This window comes from Mycobacterium sp. NGS22 (assembly GCF_059813095.1).
In genome coordinates this window covers 174573-195423 of sequence record NZ_JCALDY010000011.1, presented here as the reverse complement: position 1 = coordinate 195423, position 20851 = coordinate 174573, and the positions used below count along the sequence as shown (strand labels likewise).

Annotated in this window: 29 protein-coding genes and 2 pseudogenes; 4 read left to right on the top strand and 27 right to left on the bottom strand. The window is 66.1% G+C overall.

The annotated features are described in order from the left end of the window. The 10 genes from rplO to rplN all read right to left on the bottom strand — a co-directional run. Positions 1 to 439: 50S ribosomal protein L15 (rplO, locus tag AC5Y47_RS13205; protein WP_499944430.1), on the bottom strand; the 439-nt coding region annotated here is incomplete at its 3' end. Then, the gene (rpmD, locus tag AC5Y47_RS13200; protein ID WP_499944429.1) at positions 436 to 618 is read right to left on the bottom strand and encodes a 50S ribosomal protein L30; all 183 of its coding nucleotides are present in this window, start codon (positions 616 to 618) and stop codon (positions 436 to 438) included. The genes rpmD and rplO, both read right to left, overlap by 4 nt. Beyond that, on the bottom strand, positions 615 to 1298 hold the full coding sequence (gene rpsE / locus AC5Y47_RS13195; protein WP_499944428.1) for a 30S ribosomal protein S5: 684 nt from the start codon (positions 1296 to 1298) through the stop codon (positions 615 to 617). The genes rpmD and rpsE overlap by 4 nt, the downstream gene beginning before the upstream one ends. A 37-nt stretch (positions 1299 to 1335) precedes the next feature. Beyond that, positions 1336 to 1704 carry a 50S ribosomal protein L18 gene (gene rplR / locus AC5Y47_RS13190; RefSeq protein ID WP_499944442.1) on the bottom strand — a complete coding sequence of 123 codons (369 nt, stop codon included), beginning with the start codon at positions 1702 to 1704 and terminating at the stop codon, positions 1336 to 1338. A gap of 41 nt (positions 1705 to 1745) precedes the next feature. Next, the gene (gene rplF, locus AC5Y47_RS13185; protein ID WP_499944427.1) at positions 1746 to 2285 is read right to left on the bottom strand and encodes a 50S ribosomal protein L6; all 540 of its coding nucleotides are present in this window, start codon (positions 2283 to 2285) and stop codon (positions 1746 to 1748) included. A 12-nt stretch (positions 2286 to 2297) separates the two neighbouring features. Next, complete coding sequence (gene rpsH / locus AC5Y47_RS13180) at positions 2298 to 2696, bottom strand: 30S ribosomal protein S8 (protein WP_067409342.1); 399 nt, start codon at positions 2694 to 2696, stop codon at positions 2298 to 2300. Between the two features lie 13 nt (positions 2697 to 2709). Next, positions 2710 to 2895, bottom strand: coding sequence for a type Z 30S ribosomal protein S14 (locus AC5Y47_RS13175; RefSeq protein ID WP_011739072.1), 186 nt, complete (start codon positions 2893 to 2895; stop codon positions 2710 to 2712). Positions 2896 to 2897: 2 nt separating this feature from the next. After that, positions 2898 to 3461 (bottom strand): 50S ribosomal protein L5, encoded by a 564-nt coding sequence (gene rplE / locus AC5Y47_RS13170; protein ID WP_499944426.1) that lies wholly within the window; start codon positions 3459 to 3461, stop codon positions 2898 to 2900. A 4-nt stretch (positions 3462 to 3465) separates the two neighbouring features. Further along, positions 3466 to 3783: a 50S ribosomal protein L24 gene (gene rplX / locus AC5Y47_RS13165; RefSeq protein WP_499944425.1), complete on the bottom strand. Its 318-nt coding sequence runs from the start codon at positions 3781 to 3783 to the stop codon at positions 3466 to 3468. Beyond that, positions 3784 to 4152 carry a 50S ribosomal protein L14 gene (gene rplN, locus AC5Y47_RS13160; RefSeq protein WP_036352708.1) on the bottom strand — a complete coding sequence of 123 codons (369 nt, stop codon included), beginning with the start codon at positions 4150 to 4152 and terminating at the stop codon, positions 3784 to 3786. 242 nt (positions 4153 to 4394) lie between these two features. Here rplN and AC5Y47_RS13155 point away from each other — a divergent pair, with 242 nt between their 5' ends. After that, complete coding sequence (locus tag AC5Y47_RS13155; RefSeq protein WP_499944441.1) at positions 4395 to 5471, top strand: NAD-dependent epimerase/dehydratase family protein; 1077 nt, start codon at positions 4395 to 4397, stop codon at positions 5469 to 5471. Positions 5472 to 5474: 3 nt separating this feature from the next. On the opposite strand, the gene AC5Y47_RS13150 is transcribed toward AC5Y47_RS13155, so the two are convergent. From AC5Y47_RS13150 to AC5Y47_RS13125, 6 genes are all read right to left on the bottom strand, one after another. Then, entirely contained in the window at positions 5475 to 6656 is a 1182-nt protein-coding gene (locus AC5Y47_RS13150) for a flavin-containing monooxygenase (protein WP_499944440.1), read from the bottom strand. 29 nt (positions 6657 to 6685) lie between these two features. After that, entirely contained in the window at positions 6686 to 7603 is a 918-nt protein-coding gene (locus AC5Y47_RS13145; RefSeq protein ID WP_499944424.1) for a DUF4436 domain-containing protein, read from the bottom strand. A gap of 103 nt (positions 7604 to 7706) precedes the next feature. Beyond that, positions 7707 to 8600 carry a formylglycine-generating enzyme family protein gene (locus AC5Y47_RS13140; RefSeq protein ID WP_499944423.1) on the bottom strand — a complete coding sequence of 298 codons (894 nt, stop codon included), beginning with the start codon at positions 8598 to 8600 and terminating at the stop codon, positions 7707 to 7709. Positions 8601 to 8604: 4 nt separating this feature from the next. Continuing rightward, positions 8605 to 9222 (bottom strand): hypothetical protein, encoded by a 618-nt coding sequence (locus AC5Y47_RS13135; protein WP_499944422.1) that lies wholly within the window; start codon positions 9220 to 9222, stop codon positions 8605 to 8607. Between the two features lie 24 nt (positions 9223 to 9246). Then, a complete protein-coding gene (locus AC5Y47_RS13130; protein ID WP_499944421.1) occupies positions 9247 to 11604 on the bottom strand; it encodes an arylsulfatase in 2358 nt (785 codons plus the stop codon). A gap of 143 nt (positions 11605 to 11747) precedes the next feature. Next, positions 11748 to 13067, bottom strand: a complete 1320-nt coding sequence (locus AC5Y47_RS13125; protein ID WP_499944420.1) for an oxygenase MpaB family protein — start codon at positions 13065 to 13067, stop codon at positions 11748 to 11750. Between the two features lie 101 nt (positions 13068 to 13168). Here AC5Y47_RS13125 and AC5Y47_RS13120 point away from each other — a divergent pair, with 101 nt between their 5' ends. The 3 genes and pseudogenes from AC5Y47_RS13120 (at position 13169) to AC5Y47_RS13110 (ending at position 14840) form a co-directional block, all read left to right on the top strand. Continuing rightward, the gene (locus AC5Y47_RS13120; protein ID WP_499944439.1) at positions 13169 to 13744 is read left to right on the top strand and encodes a TetR/AcrR family transcriptional regulator; all 576 of its coding nucleotides are present in this window, start codon (positions 13169 to 13171) and stop codon (positions 13742 to 13744) included. Between the two features lie 124 nt (positions 13745 to 13868). Continuing rightward, positions 13869 to 14336: pseudogene (locus AC5Y47_RS13115) on the top strand (helix-turn-helix transcriptional regulator); the annotation flags it as partial. A gap of 61 nt (positions 14337 to 14397) precedes the next feature. Beyond that, positions 14398 to 14840: pseudogene (locus AC5Y47_RS13110) on the top strand (nitroreductase family deazaflavin-dependent oxidoreductase). A 139-nt stretch (positions 14841 to 14979) separates the two neighbouring features. Here the strand turns inward: AC5Y47_RS13110 and rpsQ are convergent. Genes rpsQ through rpsJ form a run of 11 tightly spaced genes read right to left on the bottom strand, consistent with a single transcriptional unit; the run spans position 14980 to position 20519 of the window. After that, positions 14980 to 15357 (bottom strand): 30S ribosomal protein S17, encoded by a 378-nt coding sequence (rpsQ, locus tag AC5Y47_RS13105; protein ID WP_499944419.1) that lies wholly within the window; start codon positions 15355 to 15357, stop codon positions 14980 to 14982. Then, the gene (rpmC, locus tag AC5Y47_RS13100; RefSeq protein WP_499944418.1) at positions 15354 to 15596 is read right to left on the bottom strand and encodes a 50S ribosomal protein L29; all 243 of its coding nucleotides are present in this window, start codon (positions 15594 to 15596) and stop codon (positions 15354 to 15356) included. The genes rpsQ and rpmC overlap by 4 nt, the downstream gene beginning before the upstream one ends. After that, complete coding sequence (gene rplP / locus AC5Y47_RS13095; protein ID WP_499944417.1) at positions 15596 to 16012, bottom strand: 50S ribosomal protein L16; 417 nt, start codon at positions 16010 to 16012, stop codon at positions 15596 to 15598. Before rplP ends, rpmC begins: the two co-directional genes overlap by 1 nt. A gap of 3 nt (positions 16013 to 16015) precedes the next feature. Continuing rightward, positions 16016 to 16843 (bottom strand): 30S ribosomal protein S3, encoded by an 828-nt coding sequence (rpsC, locus tag AC5Y47_RS13090; protein WP_499944416.1) that lies wholly within the window; start codon positions 16841 to 16843, stop codon positions 16016 to 16018. Further along, positions 16843 to 17388, bottom strand: coding sequence for a 50S ribosomal protein L22 (rplV, locus tag AC5Y47_RS13085; RefSeq protein WP_499944415.1), 546 nt, complete (start codon positions 17386 to 17388; stop codon positions 16843 to 16845). The genes rpsC and rplV overlap by 1 nt, the downstream gene beginning before the upstream one ends. Then, positions 17385 to 17666, bottom strand: coding sequence for a 30S ribosomal protein S19 (gene rpsS, locus AC5Y47_RS13080; RefSeq protein ID WP_011739061.1), 282 nt, complete (start codon positions 17664 to 17666; stop codon positions 17385 to 17387). The genes rplV and rpsS overlap by 4 nt, the downstream gene beginning before the upstream one ends. Before the next feature lie 12 nt (positions 17667 to 17678). Next, positions 17679 to 18521 (bottom strand): 50S ribosomal protein L2, encoded by an 843-nt coding sequence (gene rplB, locus AC5Y47_RS13075; protein WP_499944414.1) that lies wholly within the window; start codon positions 18519 to 18521, stop codon positions 17679 to 17681. A 27-nt stretch (positions 18522 to 18548) separates the two neighbouring features. Next, positions 18549 to 18851, bottom strand: a complete 303-nt coding sequence (gene rplW, locus AC5Y47_RS13070) for a 50S ribosomal protein L23 (RefSeq protein WP_068033882.1) — start codon at positions 18849 to 18851, stop codon at positions 18549 to 18551. Beyond that, on the bottom strand, positions 18852 to 19547 hold the full coding sequence (gene rplD, locus AC5Y47_RS13065; RefSeq protein ID WP_499944413.1) for a 50S ribosomal protein L4: 696 nt from the start codon (positions 19545 to 19547) through the stop codon (positions 18852 to 18854). After that, complete coding sequence (gene rplC, locus AC5Y47_RS13060) at positions 19547 to 20200, bottom strand: 50S ribosomal protein L3 (RefSeq protein ID WP_499944412.1); 654 nt, start codon at positions 20198 to 20200, stop codon at positions 19547 to 19549. Before rplC ends, rplD begins: the two co-directional genes overlap by 1 nt. A 13-nt stretch (positions 20201 to 20213) precedes the next feature. After that, on the bottom strand, positions 20214 to 20519 hold the full coding sequence (gene rpsJ / locus AC5Y47_RS13055) for a 30S ribosomal protein S10 (RefSeq protein ID WP_003873519.1): 306 nt from the start codon (positions 20517 to 20519) through the stop codon (positions 20214 to 20216). Positions 20520 to 20851: the final 332 nt, after the last annotated feature.

Sequence of the window (20851 nt, the reverse complement as noted above, 5' to 3'; positions counted from 1 at the left end):
AAAGCTCGGTCGCGGAACCGCCGGCGGCGGTGATCTTCTCCCGTGCGCTGCCGCTGAACTTGTGCGCGGTCAACTCGACGCGCACGGTCAGCTTCCCGTCACCGAGGACCTTGACCAGAGAGTTCTTCCGAACGGCGCCCTTGGCCACCAGCTCGTCGATGCCGACGGTGCCGCCCTCGGGGAACAACCGGTTGATGTCGCCGACGTTGACGACCTGGTACTCGGTGCGGAACCGGTTACGGAAGCCCTTCAGCTTGGGCAGCCGCATGTGGATGGGCATCTGCCCACCCTCGAACGTGGCGGGCACGTTCTTGCGGGCCTTCGTACCCTTCGTGCCGCGGCCGGCCGTCTTGCCCTTGGAACCCTCACCGCGACCCACGCGAGTACGCGCGGTCTTCGATCCGGGCGCAGGCTTCAGGTCGTGCAGTTTGATGGTCATTCGGCCTCCTCCACTTCAACCAAGTGGTGCACCACCGCGATCAGCCCGCGGGTCTGTGCATTGTCCTCGCGGATCACCGAGTGGCGGATCTTGCGGAGCCCCAACGTACGGAGACTCTCGCGCTGCTTCCAACGTGCCCCGATGGTGCTGCGCACCTGGGTGATCTTCAGTTGGCTCATGGTTGCGCCTGTGCCTCTCTGGCCACTGCCGCACTGGCCAACGCGTCACTCTCGCGACGCGCCTTCAGCATCCCGGCCGGCGCGACATCCTCGATCGGCAGGCCGCGCCGGGCGGCCACCTCCTCGGGACGCTGCAGCATCTTCAGCGCGGCCACGGTGGCGTGCACCACGTTGATCGCGTTGTCACTACCCAGCGACTTGGCCAGGATGTCGTGCACGCCGGCGCATTCCAGCACCGCACGCGCCGCACCCCCGGCGATCACACCGGTACCCGGGCTGGCCGGGCGTAGCAACACGACGCCCGCCGCGGCCTCACCCTGCACCGGGTGGGTGATGGTTCCGCCGATCAGCGGGACCCGGAAGAAGCCCTTGCGGGCCTCCTCGACGCCCTTGGCGATCGCCGCCGGCACCTCCTTGGCCTTGCCGTAACCGACGCCGACCATGCCGTTGCCGTCACCGACGATGACCAGGGCGGTGAAGCTGAATCGCCGACCACCCTTGACCACCTTGGAGACGCGGTTGATCGCGACGACCCGCTCCAGGTAGTTGCTCTTGTCGCCGTCACGGTCGCGGTCGCGGCCACCACGGCCACCGCCGTCGCGCCGACCCCGCCCGTCGCGGGAGTCGCGGCCGTCGGGGCCACGGTTATCCGTCGAGCCCCCTGCGGACTGCTCCGCCATTATGCGGTCCTTCCGTTTATCAGGCTTGCGTTGTTCATCAGAATCGCAATCCGTTCTCGCGCGCGGCATCGGCCAATGCCGCGATCCGTCCACCGTAGGTGTAGCCACCGCGGTCGAACACCACGGACTCGACGCCGGCGGCCTTGGCCCGCTCGGCGATCAACTGGCCCACCCGCACGCTCCGAGCCTTCTTGTCCCCGTCCAGACCGCGCACGTCGGATTCGATCGACGAGGCGGCGGCCACGGTGGTGCCGTTGAGGTCGTTCACCAGTTGCACGTGGATGTGCCGCGACGACCGGTTGACCACCAGGCGGGGACGCTCGGCGGTGCCGGAGATCTTCTTGCGCAGCCGAGCGTGCCTGCGCAAGCGGGACACCCGCCGGGTGGCGGACACGTTCTGCCCCACCGGCTTACGCGCATCGGATGCGGTCTGTGACTGGGCCATGACTACTTACCTGTCTTTCCGACCTTGCGGCGGATCTGCTCACCCTCGTAGCGCACGCCCTTGCCCTTGTACGGGTCGGGACGGCGCAGACGGCGGATGTTCGCCGAGATTTGGCCGACCTTCTGCTTGTCGATGCCGGAGATGGTGAACTTCGTCGGCGCCTGCACCGCGAAGGTGATGCCTTCCGGCGCCTCGATCACCACGGGGTGGCTGTAGCCCAGCGCGAACTCCAGGTTGGTTCCCTTGAGCTGCACACGGTAACCGACACCGTGTATCTCCATCTTGGTGGTGTAACCCTCGGTCACGCCGGTGACCAGGTTGGCCACCAGGGTGCGGGACAGCCCGTGCAGTGAGCGGTTGCGCCGATCGTCGTCGGGACGCGAAACCACCACGGCGCCATCGTCGTTGCGCGACACCGTGATCGGCTCGGCAACGCTCAGTTCCAGGGTGCCCTTGGGACCCTTCACCGAGACGTTCTGCCCGTCGATCGTGACGTCGACTCCCGACGGAATCGGAACCGGTTGCTTACCAATACGCGACATGTCTAGTTCCTCTCACCACACATAAGCGAGGACTTCGCCGCCCACGCCCTGCCTGGCCGCCTGACGGTCGGTGAGCAGTCCCGACGACGTCGAAATGATCGCCACGCCAAGACCTCCGAGCACCCGGGGCAGGTTGGTGGACTTCGCGTACACCCGCAGACCGGGCTTGGAGACCCGCTTCAAGCCGGCGATGCTGCGTTCCCGGCTGGGCCCGTACTTGAGTTGCACCACCAGCGATTTGCCGACCCGAGCATCCTCGGTGCGGAAATCGGTGATGTAGCCCTCGTTCTTGAGGATCTGGGCGATGTTCGCCTTGATCTTGGAGTGCGGCAGGCTCACTTCGTCGTGGTACGCCGAGTTGGCGTTGCGCAGACGGGTCAGGAAGTCCGCGATCGGGTCCGTCATAGTCATTGAGCGCTACTCCTCACCAACTGCTCTTCTGCACACCGGGCAGTTCGCCCGCATGCGCCATCTCGCGCAAGCAGATACGACACAGCCCGAACTTGCGGAACACCGCGCGCGGCCGGCCGCACTTGCTGCAGCGGGTGTAGCCGCGCACCGCGAACTTCGGCTTGCGCGCGGCCTTGTTGACCAGTGCCTTCTTCGCCATGCTCAGTTCTCCTTGAAGGGAAAGCCGAGGGCCCGCAACAGCGCTCGTCCTTCGTCGTCGTTCGTCGCCGAGGTGACGACGCTGATGTCCATGCCACGGACCCGGTCGATCTTGTCCACGTCGATCTCGTGGAACACCGACTGCTCGGCCAGCCCGAACGTGTAGTTGCCGACACCGTCGAACTGCTTGGGCGACAGCCCGCGGAAGTCACGGATACGGGGCAGCGCGATCGAGGTGAGCCGGTCCAGGAACTCCCACATCCGGTCACCGCGCAGCGTCACGCGGGCGCCGATCGGCATGCCCTCACGCAACTTGAATTGCGCAATCGACTTGCGCGCCTTGCGAATTTCGGGCCGCTGCCCGGTGATCAGCGCCAGGTCGTTGACCGCGCCGTTGATCAGCTTGGCGTCGCGTGCGGCCTCGCCGACGCCCATGTTGACCACGACCTTGGTCACCGTGGGGATCTGCATGACGTTGGAATAGCCGAACTGCTTGTGCAGCGAATCACGGATCTCACTGCGATAACGCTCTTTGAGGCGCGGCTGAGTCTTCTCTGCAGTAGTCATCTTCTTAGATGTCCTTGCCGTTGCGCTTGGAGATGCGGACCCGCTTGCCGGTCTCCTCGTCGACCCGGTAGCCGATGCGGGTGGGCTTGCCGTCGGAGTCGACCACCATCACGTTGGAGACGTGGATGGGCGCCTCCTGGGTGACGATGCCACCGGAGCGGGCACCGCGCTGGTTGGTCGAGACCGCGGTGTGCTTCTTGATCCGGTTGACGCCTTCGACCAGCACCCGGTTGCGGTCCGGGTAGGCCCGGATGACCTTGCCCTTGGCGCCCTTGTCCTTGCCGGCGATGACCAGCACGGTGTCGCCCTTGTGGACCTTCATCTACAACACCTCCGGAGCCAGCGAGATGATCTTCATGAACTTCTTCTCCCGCAGTTCCCGGCCGACCGGGCCGAAGATGCGGGTGCCACGCGGGTCGTTGTCGGGCTTGATGATCACCGCGGCGTTCTCGTCGAACTTGATGTAGCTGCCGTCGGGACGACGGCGTTCCTTGACGGTGCGCACCACGACGGCCTTGACGACGTCACCGCGCTTGACGTTGCCGCCGGGGATGGCGTCCTTGACGGTGGCGACGATGACATCACCGATGCCGGCGTAGCGTCGCGACGATCCGCCGAGCACCCGGATGCACAAGATCTCCTTGGCGCCGGTGTTGTCGGCGACCTTCAGCCGCGATTCCTGCTGAATCACTCGATCTCCTGACCTGGTTTGACGTGTGCACGGCAGGAGGAACTCACCTGACGTGCGCGGTCTGTTCGTCACCGAAGGGCACGCGGGGCCGGTATTACCGCATGCACCGGCCGAGGTCTGCCCAAGGCAACCCCTAGAGTCTAGGGGACGGCCAGCTCAGCACCAAATTGCCGCCGACACCCCGCCCGGTGACATCAAACGAGCGGCGTTTGAGCCGCACCGATCAGGTAATACGCCTCGGCGTGCGAATTGTCATCACCGGAGCGTCCGGCAACGTCGGAACCGCGCTGCTGCGCAGGCTCACCGCCGACGGTGATCAGCATGAGCTCATCGGCGTGGTGCGCCGGCCACCTCCGCGCGTCGGGGCCTACCAGCGGGTCCGCTGGCACGCGCTCGATCTCGCCGGCGAAGATGCGGCCGAGAAGCTGCCCCCGATCGTGGAGAACGCCGATGCGGTCATCCACCTCGCCTGGGGATTCCAGCCGACGCGCAACACCGAATATCTGACCCGCCAGGGCGTGGGCGGCACCACCGCGGTGCTGACGGCGGCGCACTCGGCCGGGGTGGGCCAGTTGCTGCACATGTCGTCGGTCGGGGCATACGCGGCCGGACGCTACGGCACGCGGGTCGACGAGACGTGGTCGACGAACGGCATCCCGTCGTCGCCGTACAGCCGAGACAAGTCCGCCGCCGAAGCCCGACTCGACGAATACGAAAGCACGCACGGACCAGACGCGGTGCCCATCACCCGGATGCGGCCGGGCTTCATCGTGCAGCGCGCCGCCGCCAGTGGGTTGATGCGTTACGCGCTACCGGGATACGTGCCCATGCGCGTCGTACCGCTACTGCCGTTGTTGCCGCTGGATCGCGCATTGTGCATTCCGCTGGTGCATGCCGACGACGTCGCCGACGCCTTCGTCAGGGCGATTCAGCGACGCGCCGTCGGCGCCTTCAACCTCGCGGCCGACCCTCCGATAACGCGGGCGGACGTCGCGAAAGTGTTGGGCGCGTTGCCCGTTCACGTGCCCGCCAAGGTCCTGGTCACGCTGGTGGACCTCAGTTGGCGGACCCGGCTGCAGCCCATCGACCGGGGCTGGCTCGATATGGCCTTCGGCGTCCCGCTGCTCGATTGCACGCGCGCCCGCAGCGAATTGGACTGGCAGCCACGGTATTCGTCGGTGGCGGCCCTCGCCGACGTGATCGACGGGGTGGCCAACGAGGCACACACCGACAGCCCGCCGCTGCGCCGCCGGTCAATGCTGGAGCAACTGCGCCTCGACCTGACCAAGGGACCGATGAGCACCCGGCACCTGCCCTGATCTTCAGCCGCGACGACTGCCGTCGGCGACATAGCCGGCGACGTCCCGGGCGACGCGAGTCGCGTGTTTGCGCAGGGACCGCAGCGGACCCGCGAGCGGTTCGTCGTACCCCGCGAACCAGAGTCCCGGAGCCACCCCCGGCGCCCCGTTGACCAGCGGGTCGCCGTCATCGTCGAGCACCCCGAGATGACCGACCATCGGCTCGAGGCCCCGGTGGTATCCCGTGGCGGCAATGACGACGTCGGGTCGCACGGTCGTCCGGTCGGCCAGCACGACGTCGTCGCCGGCGAACTCTTCGACGGCTGCGACGATCTCGATGCTGCCGTCCTTCACCTTCGGTACCAGTTCGTCGGCCAGAGTGGGGATGTGACCGTCCTCCAGTAACGCGGTGTAGATACCCCGCGGCGGCACCGGCAGGCCGTGAGAACTCAAGTCGCCGAACCACAGTCGTTGCATCACCGCGGCCGCGCTATCGAGCACCGGCACCGGCAGGTGACTGAAGGCACCGCTGAAAGCATCGACGGGTAGACCAGCGACTGCGCGCGGCACCAGATGCGGCGGTGTCCGCATGGCCATCCGGACCCGACTGGCCAGTCCGTCACCGAGTTGCAGCGCGATATCGGTGGCAGAGTTCCCCAAACCGACCACCAGGACGTCATGTCCCTTGTAGCACAGCGCGTTTCGATAGTCGGCGGAGTGCAGGACCGCACCGGTGAACTCGTCGGCGCCGGGCCACCGCGGCAGCATGGGAGTGTGGTAATTGCCGGTGGCCACGATCACCGCTGCGGCCGTGAGGGTTTGACCGTTGGTCGTCACCCGCCACAAGTCCGCGGCCCGGTCCACGCGGCGCACCTCAACGCCCAAGCGGAGTCGCAAGCCTTGGCGCACCGCGTAATCGTCGAAATAGCTGACCATGTCCTCGCGCCCGGGCCAACGCCCGTACCGGCGCGGAATGTGCTGGCCCGGCAGATGTGACCAGAAGCCACACGTGTTCAACCTGAAGCCGTCGTAGAGCTGCCGCCAGGAAGACGCCGGTGCGTCGGCGCGGTCGAGGACGAGCGCTTCGATTCCCCAATCGTGCCGGAGCTGACGGGCCACGGCCATGCCGCACGGGCCGGCGCCGACGACGACGACGTCCGACGCAAGGTCTGGACGGTCGAACCGCCGCGCGGTATCAGCGGTCAGGCGTTGCCTGGGGAACCGCTTTGCGCTGATCAGTCTGATTGTTTTCGATAGGCCATGATGAACAGCGTCATCGCGACGACCAGTGCGAGCAGCACCCACAACGTGATGGCCTGATCCACCCACGACCCGGGCGGCGGAGCGCCGGGCAGGATGTTGCGCAACGGGACGACCGCAAACAGCATGGCCGCGAACCACGAAACGAACGGGGGCAGGAACTTCTTCTTGCCCAACACCATTGGGATGGACACCCACAATGCCAAGGCGGGCAGGGCGATCAGCACCACGAGGATCCCGAGGTCGAAGATGAGGGTGCCCCTGGAGCGGTGCAGCGTGATGATGACATCGCTTGGGCGGTCCTGGCTTTCGCTGTTTTCGCCTGTAACGCGTCGTACGGTGGCGTCCCAGCCGTCGATCGCCCCGACCACTTCGATACGGCCCTGCTCGGCGACGCGGTTGTCACCCGTGCCGACCAACACGTCGGCCTGAAGAACGCCGGTGGTGTAGGAATCGAAGGGCCAGACGGCCGGATCACCTTCCGCCTCGATCACGGTGCTCACCTGCGCGGGAGCCTTGCCGATCGGGTACTGCAGGTCGCCCAGGTCGTTCTCCGGGTACAACCGCACGGCAAGTGCCTGGGTGAGCACCTTGTCCTTCACCTTGTCTTTTTCCGGGATGACAAGGACATTCACCGTCAGACGATTGGCGACCGTGTCCAGCTTCTCCAAACGCACCTTCACCACGGTGTCGTTGTTGGCTTCCAGATCGGCGTCGGCGGTGCCACCGGACGCGGCCAACAGATGGACCCCGACCAGCGACAGCACGTAGATGACGATGACGACCAGGATGACGCCGAAATCGAGGAGTACGCGCCGTCCCCGGGACTTCGGTTGTGGTTCCGATAGCTCGGCCGGTCGCGGCGGTGCGGGCGGCGGGGCCTGATGGCTCATCTATCGGCACCTTTCGGTGGAAGTTCGGCGGAGACAGACACGACGTGCTGGCGAAGGCTATTGAAACTCAAAGATTTTCCTGCCGCAATGCGTCGCGGCGAAATTATTCGACGCGGGTCGAATCCGCTGCGCAGCGAAACCCGATATGCGTCGTCGCGGTGTCTTGGGACTGCGGTGAACGGGCCGCCGGCCGGTACCGGTGGCAATATTGCGGCGCACACAGATGCGAGCCGCCTTTGAGCGTCTGGCTGATGGACGGGTCGGCCGGCCCGGCGGGGGCGCAGCACGCTTTGGGGGGCTGGCCGATTCGATGGTGGGCGCTGAATTCGGTTGTGGTCCATTCCCAGACGTTGCCGATCATGTCGACCAGCCCGAATCCGTTGGGCGGGAAGGTGCCCACCGGCGAGGTACCTACCCAGCCCAGCGCGCCGTCGTTGCGGTACGGGAAATCGCCCTGCCAGGTGTTGGCCATCAGTCGGCCGGCGGGTTGCGCCTCCTCCCCCCACGGATACGTTTTCGCCGACCCGGCGCGTGCGGCGTACTCCCATTCGGCCTCGGTCGGCAGCCGCCGCCCGGCCCATCGCGCGTAGGCGGCGGCGTCGGGGTAGGCCACCTGCACGACGGGGTGATCGGCCCGGTCGGCCACGTCGCTGTCCGGGCCGAACGGATGGCGCCAGCACGCACCCGGGGCCCAGTCCCACCACTGCCGCCAGTCGCGCAGGTCCACCGGTCCGGGCGTCGGACGGAACACCATCGCACCCGGGCACAGGCCGGCGGGATCGGCCCCGGGATACAGGGCAGGGTCGAGCGCCTGCTCGGCCACCGTCACATAGCCAGTGGCAGTGACGAATTCGGCGAACTGCGCGTTGGTGACCGGATGCCGCTCCAGCGCGAACGGACCCACGGTGACGGTGTGGATCGGCGCTTCTTCGGGATAGAAGCTCGTCGAACCCATCCGGAAGGATCCAGCGGGCAACTCGACAAGCTCGGTCAGCACGACTTCAGGGTATGACGACCGCGAAGTCTTGCGTCAACGTGGATTTGGCCGCACCGAAACCGGGGGAACCCGATCGGCCCTGCAGGTGAATGGTGACCAGGTATTGCTTGGTGTTCGTCCAGATGTGGGTGACGCGGTCGGCGAAGTCGATCCCGCCCGACGGCCCCTGCAGCGTGCCGGTGAGTTGTTGGCTGCTGTAACCGCAGAACGGTGCTCCGGTCACCGAGAAACGCAGCCGCGGGGCGGTACCGCCCACCCCGGCGGTGTGGCGCAGGAACGCGCTCTCGGGCGCCAGTTCCGTCGCGCTGATGGTGACGGTGGCGGACATGGTGTCGGGACCGGTCAACGTCAGCGCCGTATCCCCGTCGCCCGGAGCAGCGCTCCAGCCTTCGGGGACGGACAGGGTGATCCGCGGCGCGGCCGGGTCGGCTACTGCGGCCACCGCCACTGGGCCGGCACCGGACGGTGTGGCGGGACAGGACAATGTCTCGGGCGCGATGTTCCCGGACTGGGTGGCAGCGATGCCGGGCACCGGCATGGCCGGGTCCGAATGCGGGCCCGGCGTGGCCGATCCCCCGATGTTCGACTGGCAACCGGCGAGCACCACGGCGACGAGCCCCATCAGACAAGCGCGCCGCACGGCGACTCAGTCCCGCGAAAAGGCAAGCGCTATATCCTTTTCCACGTCTTCGTACGGACGACCAGACAGGTCGACGGCGACCTGGGCAACGGTCGCACCGGTCAAGACGAAGGGCGCCTTGTACCGGCTGGACACACTCGACCCGCCGTTGCGTCCGACGGTGATGCCCGCCCCCGCCAGCCCGAAGGTTCCCGGGTGCGAGACGACGTCTGCGAGCGACCCGACCGGGTGCTCGTCGAAGAACAGCGTCGCGGTGCCGAGCGGGGTGTGGCTGTTGGGAACCGTTCCGGTCCGTTCGTAGCGCACGCCGAACAGGTGTTTGCCCAGCGGGATCGGACCGTCGGAGGAAACCAGTTGTTGGCGTTCGCCGAGGAAGTTGTACACGTAATGCAGCCGTCCGTCCTGCAGGAACAGCACGTGCCCGCCGTGCGCCCCGCCCTGCTTGAACAGCACCCCTTCGGCCCCCGTGCTGTCCACCGTCACCGTGGCCAACACGGCAAACGAACGACCGCGGATCTCGGCGGCGGCACCGATACCGACGTCGGCACAGTCGGGGTAGTAGACGTAGCTGTCGCGCTCCCCCGCCAGATAGGGGCGGAACCTGCTCAGCGTCTCCATCAGGTTGAGGTCGGCCAGCGGGAGCCCGTTGTACTTGTCGGCCTCGGAAAACCAGAGCGCCTTGAGTTCTTCGAGTTTGTCGGGGTGCTCGTCGGCCAGATCGTGGCACTGGCTGCGATCTTTTTCGAGGTGGAACAGCTCCCAGCGGTCCTGGTCGAAGTGCGACCAGCCCGCCGGCGTCGCGGCGTGGATGGTGTTGGCGAACCAGCCCCTATGCCAGATGCCGCGGGTGCCCAGCATGGTGTAGAACTGGGTCGTCTTGCCGGTGTCGGCAGACGGATCATCAAGGGCCGCTTTGAAACTCACTCCTTCCAGCGGCCGCTGCGGGATGCCCTTGACGGTATCCGGAGGCGTCATGTCCAGAAGTTCGTAGACCGTCGGGGTGATGTCGCAGACGTTGATGTAGTTGTCGCGGACTTCGCCGTGTGCGGCTATTCCGTTGGGCCAGGAGATGATTGCGGTGTCGGCGATGCCGCCCTCGTGCGAGGAGTAGCGCTTGAACAGCTTGTAGGGCGTGTTGAAGCCCATCGCCCAGCCGATCGGATAGTGGTTGTAGGTCTCCGGTCCGCCGAGATGGTCGAAGAGCTTCATGCTTTCTTCGACGGTGTCGATGTAGCCGTTGAAGAACTTGCCCTCGTTGACCGATCCGTTCGGGCCGCCTTCGCCGCTGGCACCGTTGTCGGAGATCACCACGATGATCGTGTTGTCGAGCTGGCCGGACTCTTCGAGGTAGTCCAGGATTCGGCCGATCTGGGCATCGGTGTAGCTCAGGAACCCGGCGAACACCTCGGCCATCCGGTTGAACAGCTTCTTTTCTTCGTCGTTCAGACTGTCCCACGGCCGCACCGTGTCCTGCAGCGGCCAGGCTTCGCCGCTGGGTCCTTTGACGTCGAGGTAGGGGTTGATCGGCGACAGTTCGGTGTCGGCGGGCACGATACCCATCGCCTTCATCTTTTCCAGCGTGATCTCGCGGTAGGCCTCGTAGCCCATGTCGAACACGCCCTTGTACTTGTCGGCCCACTCGGTGGGCACGTGATGCGGGGCGTGTCCGGCGCCGGGGCAGACGTAGCTGAACCACGGTTTGTCGGGCGCGATCACCTTGGCGTCGCGGATGAATTGTATTGTGCGGTCGGCGATGTCCTTGGACAGGTGGTAGCCGTCCTCGGGCGTGCCGGGCGGGTTCACCAAGTGGTTGTCGTACACCAGGTCCGGGTACCACTGGTCGGTCTCGCCGCCCATGAAGCCGTAGAAGCGCTCGAATCCGCGCGACAGCGGCCAGTGCCGCTTGGTCGAGGCCATGCTGGATTCTTCCAGCGGGGTCAGGTGCCACTTGCCCACGCAGTAGGTGTTGTAGCCACGCTCGTTGAGCACTTCGGAAAGCAGCGCGGTCTCGGCCGGGATGCGGCCGTTGCAGTTGGGAAAGCCGTCGGTGAACTCTTCGATGGTGGCCATACCGACGCTGGTCGCGTTGCGTCCGGTCAGCAGCGACGCGCGGGTCGGCGAGCACAGCGCGGTGGTGTGGAAGTTCGCCAGCCGCACGCCGCGCTCGGCGATGCGGGTCATCGCCGGCATCTCCACCAGGCCGCCGAAGCAGTCCCAGGTCGCGATGCCGATGTCGTCCCACACCATGTAGAGGATGTTCGGTGAGTTCTCCGGCGCGGTCGGCGCTGCGTACGGGCCCCAGTCCGGTTCGGAGTCGCGAATGTCCAACTCGATTTTGCCCTGGAATTCTGTCGACCCAGTCATATCTGTCAGCCTCACTCCCGTAGTGGACTCATCGCCGGACATCGCGTGCGAAATTACACACCCGGGTCACAGTAATGAGCCGACCGAAGAAAAGCCTGAGAATGCAGAAGTCGGGCACCGGGGCCTGGCCCACGGTATACCGGTCAGTGCGGGACAGGCGTGTAATGTGCTGAGTCGCTGGTGAATTCGGGCTTCCCATAGGTGGCCAGGCGCAGCTTGAGGAGCCTGATGACGTATCGGTCGACGATATTGCGAAGCGCGGGAACGTTGCTGGCACGGTTGACGGCCACGAAGCGTCCGGCGATGAGCGGTCCGGTCAGCGCGATGCGAACACGATCGGCGAACCCGATCGAGACACCCATCGCCGCGGCGACGCCGCGGTCACCGTTGCAGAACGCCCGCACGAAGGTTTCCTTGCTGTAGCTCTTTTCGACAGCTTCGGCGGCGCGGTCAAACCACGTGGTCCCGGGACGCAGGTAGGCATCCATGGTGGAGTCGACGAGTTCGCGACATACCGAGTCGAAACCGTCCCGCAGCAGTGCCGCGCGTGCGTGCATGACGTGGACGGTGTCGGCGGGCGTGGTGGGCAGCAGTTCCTCGGGCAGACCGAGCAGAAAGCAGCGGTAGCGACCGAATTCGACGAGCGCGCGTTCCTGCTCGTTGAATTCGACCCGACCCTGCCGCAGCACCTGCTGAGAGGTCAGATACTGCCCGATCATGCCGGCCGGCATCTGGTCGACCTGCGGAACCGGGACGCCGTAGACATCGACATCCCACTTGTCGGACTTCTTCAGTGCGTTGTAGCGCACCATCGAGTGCATCAGCCGCACCATGGCGGCCGCTTCGAAGCCGGGACCGTAGCGCTGCAACGCATTCGGCAGGGTGGTGACGGCGAAGAAGCTCGCCGTCTCGTTGACCCGCCGCTCGGCACGACGACCGGACAGGGCGCCCGTCAGGCCCATCGGCAACGCGGCGTAGGTGTTGGTGAACGTCGCGATGAAAGCGCCGCGGGTGATGAAGTGGGCCAGCAGCGCCGCCGCGGTGCGCGCCTGCCGTGCGCCGTCCTCGATCAGATCGAAGTCGATCCAATCCGGTTTTTCTTCCATCGCAGCGATGAACGACACCAGTTCGTCCGGCGCGTCGGGCACCGCGTCGATGCCCTCCCGGCAAGCGGTCCTGAGCATCTCGATCAGCTTGGGGACGCTGTAGTCGCTCATCAGCGCCGCGTAGGGGTCTGCCACCACGTCGCCGAGCATGGTGGCGGTTTCCATCAACTCCAAGACACGGTCGTCCTGCAGGATCTGCGCACGGTCGTCGGCCCATTTCGGCAGGGATGACTTGTCGCCGAGCTCTTTGGTCAGCCGGTACGGTCGCTCGTCGAAGTCGATGTCGCCGTACAGATCTGGCTGCAATTGCCGTTGGCTTGCGACCCGCTGCGCGAGTTCCGGATAGTAGGTGACCATGCCGACCCTTCGATAACTAACAAGTTGTGAGTAATACTCACAAAGTGTTAGTTATGCTGTCAAGCGTGACCCAGGCCACCAAGGACGTCCCGAAACGGCGGATGACCGCCGAGCGGCGGCGCGAGCAGATAATGGATGTCACCGCCGCCATTGTCGATGCCGAGGGTTTTCACGCGGCTACCCCGAACCGGATCGCCCAGGCAGCGGGCATCAACCGGTCGTTGATCTACCAGTTATTCGGTGACCCCGCAAAGCTTTTCGTCGCCCTGATCGACCGGGAAGCGCAACGCGCCGGCGCTCAGTTCGTCGCGGCGGTCAGCGGATTGGGCGAGCCGAGCGAGGACAACCAAACCCTGGTGCGGGCATTCGACGGGGTACTGGCCGCCGTCGACGCGCACACCGCGACGTGGCGACTGTTCCTGTTCCCGCCCCAGGGCGCACCCCCGGAACTGCATGAAAGGCTGGCGCAGTCGCAGACGGTGGTGCGGGACTTCTTGCAGGGCGAGCTGCTGCGCTTCAATCCGGGTCTGCAGGATCCCGAATACACCGCCAGGATTCTCTACGCCGCCGGCCGCGAACTACTGCAGCTGCGCCTCAGCGACCCGCAGACCGCGACGCCGGAACGACTGCGCACCTTTGTGCACGGTCTGCGCGCCAATTTGCGCGAGCAGACGTAAAAGCCCCCGCACGCGCGGCGTGTCGGGGGCTTTTACGCCTGCTCGGCGTTCGCCAGCACCAGGCCGCAGCGCGTAGATCTGTGCGGGGCATAGCGCCAATTCACCGGGCCGACCGCCGACAGCGGACATGCTCGAACTCCTGGCGCGCGTGGCGGCCGACGACGGCAACCATCCGGACGCGACCCGACTCGTAGGCGCGGCCGGTGGCATTCGGCAGCGTCTGGAACACGTCCGCTACCCCATGTACGAAGCGGGCTAACAGGTCGCCGTCGAAAAGATCCGAGAAGCATTGGGGCAGGACGTCTTCGACGCCGCCTGGGCAGAGGGATCCGCACTGTCCACCGAGGAGGCGATCGCCTATGCGCAACGCGGCCGGGGCAAGGGCAAGCGGCCGGCCATCGGCTGGGGCTCACTGACGCCGATGGAGCAGGACGTGGTGCGCTTGGCCAGAGAAGGACTGAGCAACAAAGACATCGGTGCGCGGCTGTTCATCTCGCCGCGTACCGTGCAGACCCACCTGACCCATGTCTACGCGAAGCTGGGCATCGCCTCCCGGGTGCAACTGGTCCGCGAAGCCGTCCTGCAGGACTGACTGGATCGACCCGATTCGGCTCCCCCTGGCGGAAGCGGCGCAACGCAGCAAGACTGGGACGATGACGACCTTGGCCGAGAAGGTGTTGTTCAGATTCCTCAGTTTGCACGACAAGATCTACCAAGCGACCAATGGCCGGATCGGCCATCGGATACCCGGTATGCCACCAAACCTGCTACTGCACACGGTGGGCGCCAAGACGGGCCAGCAGCGCACCACGACGCTCACCTACGCCAAGGACGGTGACGACTATCTGGTCGTGGCATCGAAGGCCGGCTATCCCCGAGCGCCCGGTTGGTATCACAACCTGAAGGCCGATCCGGAGATCGAAATCAGTGTCGGCGCACATCGTTTCGCGGTCACAGCCCGCCCGGTGCTACCCGACAGCCCCGACTACGCCCGACTGTGGAAGCTCGTCAACGCGAACAACGCAACCGCTATGTCGGATACCAGAAGAAGACATCGCGGCCGATTCCAGTGATAGTTCTGACGCCCAGGCCGTAAGCCCCTGACCCCCACTGATCCCCCTGTGCCCCCGCGAGCCCCCTGAGCAGACGCTAAAGCGCCCCAAAAACACCGTTTTGGGGCGCTTTAGCGTCTGCTCGCGCAGGGTACGCAGGGTACGCAGGGTACGCGCGGAAAGCTACTTGGCCTTCTCCAGGATCTCCACCAACCGCCAGCGCTTGGTCGCCGACAGCGGACGCGTCTCCATCAGCGAGACCCGGTCACCGATACCGGCGATGCTGTTCTCGTCGTGCGCCTTGACCTTCTTGGTGGTGCGAATGATCTTGCCGTACAACGGGTGCCGAACCCGGTCTTCCAGCTCGACGACGATGGTCTTCTGCATCTTGTCGCTCACCACGTAGCCGATGCGGGTCTTGCGACGCCCGCGCGGCTTCGGGGTGGCCGGAGTGTTCTTGGGGCCCTTCTCCTTCGGCGCGGCGTCCTTCGGAGCCGCCGCCTTGGTGGGAGCCGCCTTCTTCGGAGCCGCCTTCGCGGGAGTCTTAGCCTCTGCCATCACGATTCCTTCTCGTCGGATCCGTCAGGCCCGGAAGCCAGACCCAGTTCTCGTTCACGCAGCACCGTGTAGACCCGCGCGATTTCCTGACGCACCGTACAGAGCCGGCGGTTGTTGGTGAGCTGCCCGGTGGCCATCTGGAAGCGCAGGTTGAACAGCTCTTCCTTGGACTCCCGAACACGCTCGTTCAGTTCTTCGTCGGTGAGCTCACGCAGTTCACCAGGCGAAATTCCCACTGCCATCAGAACTGATCCTCTCGGGTGACGATGCGTGCCTTGATCGGCAACTTGTGGATCGCCCGGGTGAGCGCCGCGCGCGCGGTCTGCTCGTTGGGGTAACTCAGCTCGAACAGCACCCGGCCCGGCTTGACGTTGACCACCCACCACTCCGGCGAACCCTTACCGGAACCCATCCGGGTCTCGGCGGGCTTCTTGGTCAGCGGACGGTCGGGGAAGATGTTGATCCACACCTTGCCGCCACGCTTGATGTGCCGGTTGATGGCGATACGAGCGGACTCGATCTGCCGGTTGGTGACGTAGGCGTGCTCGAGCGCCTGGATGCCATAGTCGCCGAAGTTCACCGACGTGCCGCCGCTGGCGATGCCGCGCTGGCGGGGGTGGTGCTGCTTGCGGTGCTTGACCTTGCGGGGAATCAACATGATTCAGCTCTCCGTGCTCTGCGCCTCTACCGGCGCTGCGGCTTCTGCGGACGCCGTGTCGTCGCCGCCGGCGGCCCGGCCGGCGTCGGTGCCGGTGGCCGTGGTGCCCGACGCGCCACTGCGTCGCGGACGGGTGCCCGAGGGACGCTCGCGACGCGGACGGTCGGCACCGGCGGGGGCGGCAGCCGCGAGTTCACGCTTGCCGCCGACGATGTCGCCCTTGTAGATCCACACCTTCACGCCGATCCGGCCGAAGGTGGTCTTGGCCTCGTAGAGGCCGTAGTCGATGTCCGCGCGCAGCGTGTGCAGCGGCACCCGACCCTCGCGGTAGAACTCCGAGCGGCTCATCTCCGCGCCGCCGAGGCGGCCCGAGCACTGCACCCGGATGCCCTTGACGTTGGGCTGCCGCATGGCCGACTGGATCGCCTTACGCATCGCACGGCGGAACGCGACCCGGTTGCTCAGCTGCTCGGCAACGCCCTGGGCCACCAATTGTGCTTGCGACTCAGGGTTTTTCACCTCGAGGATGTTGAGCTGAACCTGCTTGCCGGTCAGCTTCTCCAGGTCGGCGCGGATGCGGTCGGCCTCGGTGCCGCGGCGGCCGATCACGATGCCCGGACGCGCGGTGTGGATGTCCACCCGGACCCGGTCGCGGGTCCGCTCGATCTCCACGTCGGCGATGCCGGCGCGCTCCAGGCCGGTCGACAGCAGCCGCCGGATCGCGACGTCTTCCTTGACGTATTCGGCGTACTGCTTGTCGGCGTACCAACGCGACTTCCAGTCGGTGGTGATACCCAGCCGGAAGCCGTGCGGATTGATCTTCTGGCCCACTAGTCTGAGCCTCCCTTCGCTTCGGCAGCCTCAGACGTTTTCGGTTCGGCCTTGGTAGCGGCCTTCTTTGCCGGTGCCTTGGTGTCCGCCTTCTTGGCGGGTGCCTTCTTGGCGGGTGCCTTCGCGGCGGCCTTGCTGCCCTCGGCGCGACGCGCGCGCGACGACTTCGACGACCGCTCGTCCTTGCTGGGACGGCTCTCCACGATCACCGTGATGTGACTGGTGCGCCGGCGGATCCGGAACGCGCGGCCCTGCGCGCGCGGGCGGATGCGCTTGGCCGTCGGGCCCTCGTCGGCGTACACCGTGGCGACCACCAGGGTGGCCGGATCCAGTCCATTGTTGTTCTGCGCGTTGGCCGCTGCGCTGGCGATCACCTTGGCGACCGGCTCGCTGGCGGCCTGCGGCGCCCAGCGCAGGATGTCGAGTGCGTCGGTCACCGACCGGCCGCGTACCAGGTCGATGACCCGGCGTGCCTTCCGCGGCGACACCCGCACGAACCGCGCTTTGGCGGTCGCCGAGGGATATTCAGTGGTGGTGGTACTCATCGCCGTTTGCTCTTCCGGTCGTCCTTGATGTGTCCCTTGAAGGTGCGGGTCGGGGCGAACTCACCGAGCTTGTGACCCACCATCGACTCGGTGACGAACACCGGGACGTGCTTGCGGCCGTCGTGCACCGCGAAAGTGTGCCCGATGAAGTCCGGGATGATGGTCGACCGGCGCGACCAGGTCTTGATGACCTGCTTGGTGTTCTTCTCGTTCTGCACGTCGACCTTCTTGAGCAGATGGTCGTCGACGAACGGACCCTTCTTGAGGCTGCGTGGCATGGTTGGTTACTCCTACCGGCCGTGCTTCTTGCCGGTGCGCCGGCGTCGGACAATGAGCTTGTTGCTGGCTTTGTTCGGGTTGCGGGTGCGGCCTTCGGGCTTGCCCCACGGGCTCACCGGGTGACGGCCACCGGAGGTCTTACCCTCACCACCACCGTGCGGGTGGTCGACCGGGTTCATCACGACACCACGGACCGACGGACGCTTGCCCTTCCAGCGCATCCGGCCGGCCTTGCCCCAGTTGATGTTCGCCTGCTCGGCGTTACCGACCTCGCCGACCGTGGCGCGGCAGCGCACGTCGACGCGGCGGATCTCACCGCTGGGCATACGCAGCGAGGCGTAGGTCGCTTCCTTGCCGAGCAACTGGATGCTCGACCCGGCCGAGCGCGCCAGTTTGGCGCCACCACCGGGACGCAGTTCCACCGCGTGCACCAGGGTGCCGGCCGGGATGTTGCGCAGCGGCAGGTTGTTGCCGGGCTTGATGTCGGCGTTGGCGCCCGACTCGACGACGTCGCCCTGCGAAAGCCCGTTCGGCGCAATGATGTAGCGCTTTTCGCCGTCCAGGTAGTGCAGCAGTGCGATGCGGGCGGTGCGGTTCGGGTCGTACTCGATGTGCGCGACCTTGGCGTTGACCCCGTCCTTGTCGTTACGGCGGAAGTCGATCACCCGGTAGGCACGCTTGTGGCCACCACCCTTGTGCCGGGTGGTGATGCGGCCGTGCGCGTTACGCCCGCCACGACCGTGCAGCGGACGAACCAGCGACTTCTCCGGCGTCGTCCGGGTGATCTCGGAGAAGTCCGACACGCTCGCGCCGCGGCGGCCCGGGGTCGTCGGCTTGTACTTGCGAATTGCCATGTCTAATCAGCTCTTTCTGCGCCCGGGCTACGCCGGTGCTCCGAACAAGTCGATCGGCTTGCTGCCCGGTGCCAGGGTCACGATCGCGCGCTTGGTGCTCTTGCGCTTGCCGTAGCCGGTCCGGGTGCGCTTGCGCTTGCCCTGCCGATTCGCGGTGTTCACCGATGCGACCTTGACGGCGAAGATCTTCTCGACAGCGATCTTGATCTGCGTCTTGTTCGAATCGGGGTGCACCACGAAGGTGTACACGTTGTCGTCGAGCAGCCCGTAGGACTTCTCGGAGATGACCGGCGCCAAAATGATGTCGCGGGGGTCAGCGATGGTCGCCATCTACGCCGATACCTCCTCGGTGCTGGCGGTGCCCTGGTGGGCGTTGATGTAGGCGTTGAGGGCCTCGACGCTGAACACCACGTCGTCGGCCCGCAACACGTCGTAGGTGTTGAGCTGGTCGGGCGGCAGGATGTGCACGCCCGGCAGGTTGCGCACGCTCTTCACGCCGGCTTCGTCGCTGCGGCCGACGACCACCAGCACCTGCTTGCGGTCGGTCAGCGTGGCCAGAAAAGCCTTGGCGCTCTTCGTCGAAGGCGTTTGCCCGCTGACGATTTCGGTCACCGCGTGGATGCGCCCGTTGCGCGCCCGGTCCGACAGCGCCCCGCGCAGCGCGGCGGCGATCATCTTCTTGGGCGTGCGCTGGCTGTAGTCGCGCGGCTGCGGACCGTGCACGGTGCCACCGCCGGTGAACTGCGGGGCACGCGTCGAACCCTGCCGGGCGCGACCGGTTCCCTTCTGGCGGTACGGCTTACGGCCACCGCCGCTGACGTCGCCGCGGGTCTTCGTCGCGTGCGTGCCCTGGCGGGCCGCCGCACGCTGGGCGGTGACGACCTGGTGCATCAGCGCGATGTTGGCCGGTGCGTCGAACAGCTCGGCCGGCAGCTCGATGGAGCCGTCGGTCTTGCCGTCCGGCGTCTTGACGTCGATTTTCAGCCCGCTGGCGCCCTTCTGGGTACTTACCGTCTTGGCGGCCATTACTTCTCACCTCGCTTGATCGCGGTGCGGACCACGACGAGTCCGCCGGTGCGGCCGGGAACCGCGCCCTTGATCAACAGCACGCCGTTCTCGGCGTCGACCTTGTGCACCACCAGGTTCTGCACGGTGACCCGGTCGTTGCCCATCCGGCCGGCCATCCGGGTGCCCTTGAAAACCCTTGCCGGGGTGGCACATCCGCCGATCGAGCCCGGGCGACGGTGCACCGCCTGGGCACCGTGGCTGGCGCCCTGGCCGCGGAAGCCGTGCCGCTTCATGGTGCCGGCGAACCCCTTGCCCTTGGAGGTACCGGTCACGTCGACGTAGGCGCCGTCGGCGAAGATCTCCGCCGTCAGCTCCTGGCCGACCTGGTACTCAGCCGCGGCCTGCGGGTCGTCCAGGCGCAGTTCGGCCAGGTGCCGGCGCGGGTTGACACCCGCCGCCGCGTACTGACCGGTCACCGGCTTGTTGACCTTGCGCGGGCTGATCTCGCCGTAAGCCAGCTGCACCGCGCTGTAGCCGTCCTGCTCGGGAGTACGGATGCGGGTCACCACATTCGGCCCGGCCTTGACGACCGTGACGGGCACGACTCTGTTGTTCTCGTCGAATACCTGCGTCATGCCCAGCTTGGTACCCAGAATGCCTTTTCTCGCCATTTGACTGGATCTCCTACTGGATGTTGACGTCGACACTGGCCGGCAGGTCGATGCGCATCAGCGCGTCGACGGTCTTCGGCGTCGGGTCGAGGATGTCGATCAACCGCTTGTGAGTACGCATCTCGAAGTGCTCCCGCGAGTCCTTGTACTTGTGCGGAGAGCGGATGACGCAGTACACGTTCTTCTCGGTCGGCAGCGGCACCGGGCCTACGACGCTGGCACCGGTGCGTACGACGGTCTCGACGATCTTGCGCGCCGACGCGTCAATAGCCTCATGGTCGTAGGCCTTAAGCCTGATGCGGATCTTCTGTCCCGCCACGCTTCTCCCTACCTCTTCTTCACACTCGAGTCCGTCACCGGACCTGATGCCCTCCGGCGCGCAAGTGCCTGCCCGTTCACGGGCCGGCCTAGCGTTGCGCCGGATACTGCGCCGCTGTTTACCTGTCGTGGTCCACCCGCTCCCCGCGCTCGGGTGTGTCACCCGCACGCAGCCTCGTAGGCGACCGAAATAGTCGCGCTCCAAGGATGGGACCGGACGCGCCCCTGGTGGGCGCTGGTCGTATGCCCGGCCAGGCGCAAACCTGGCGCTGGGCAACCTGAACAGTATGCCTGAAGATCAGCGCTCGGCCAAATCCCGGTCCGTCCGCCCGA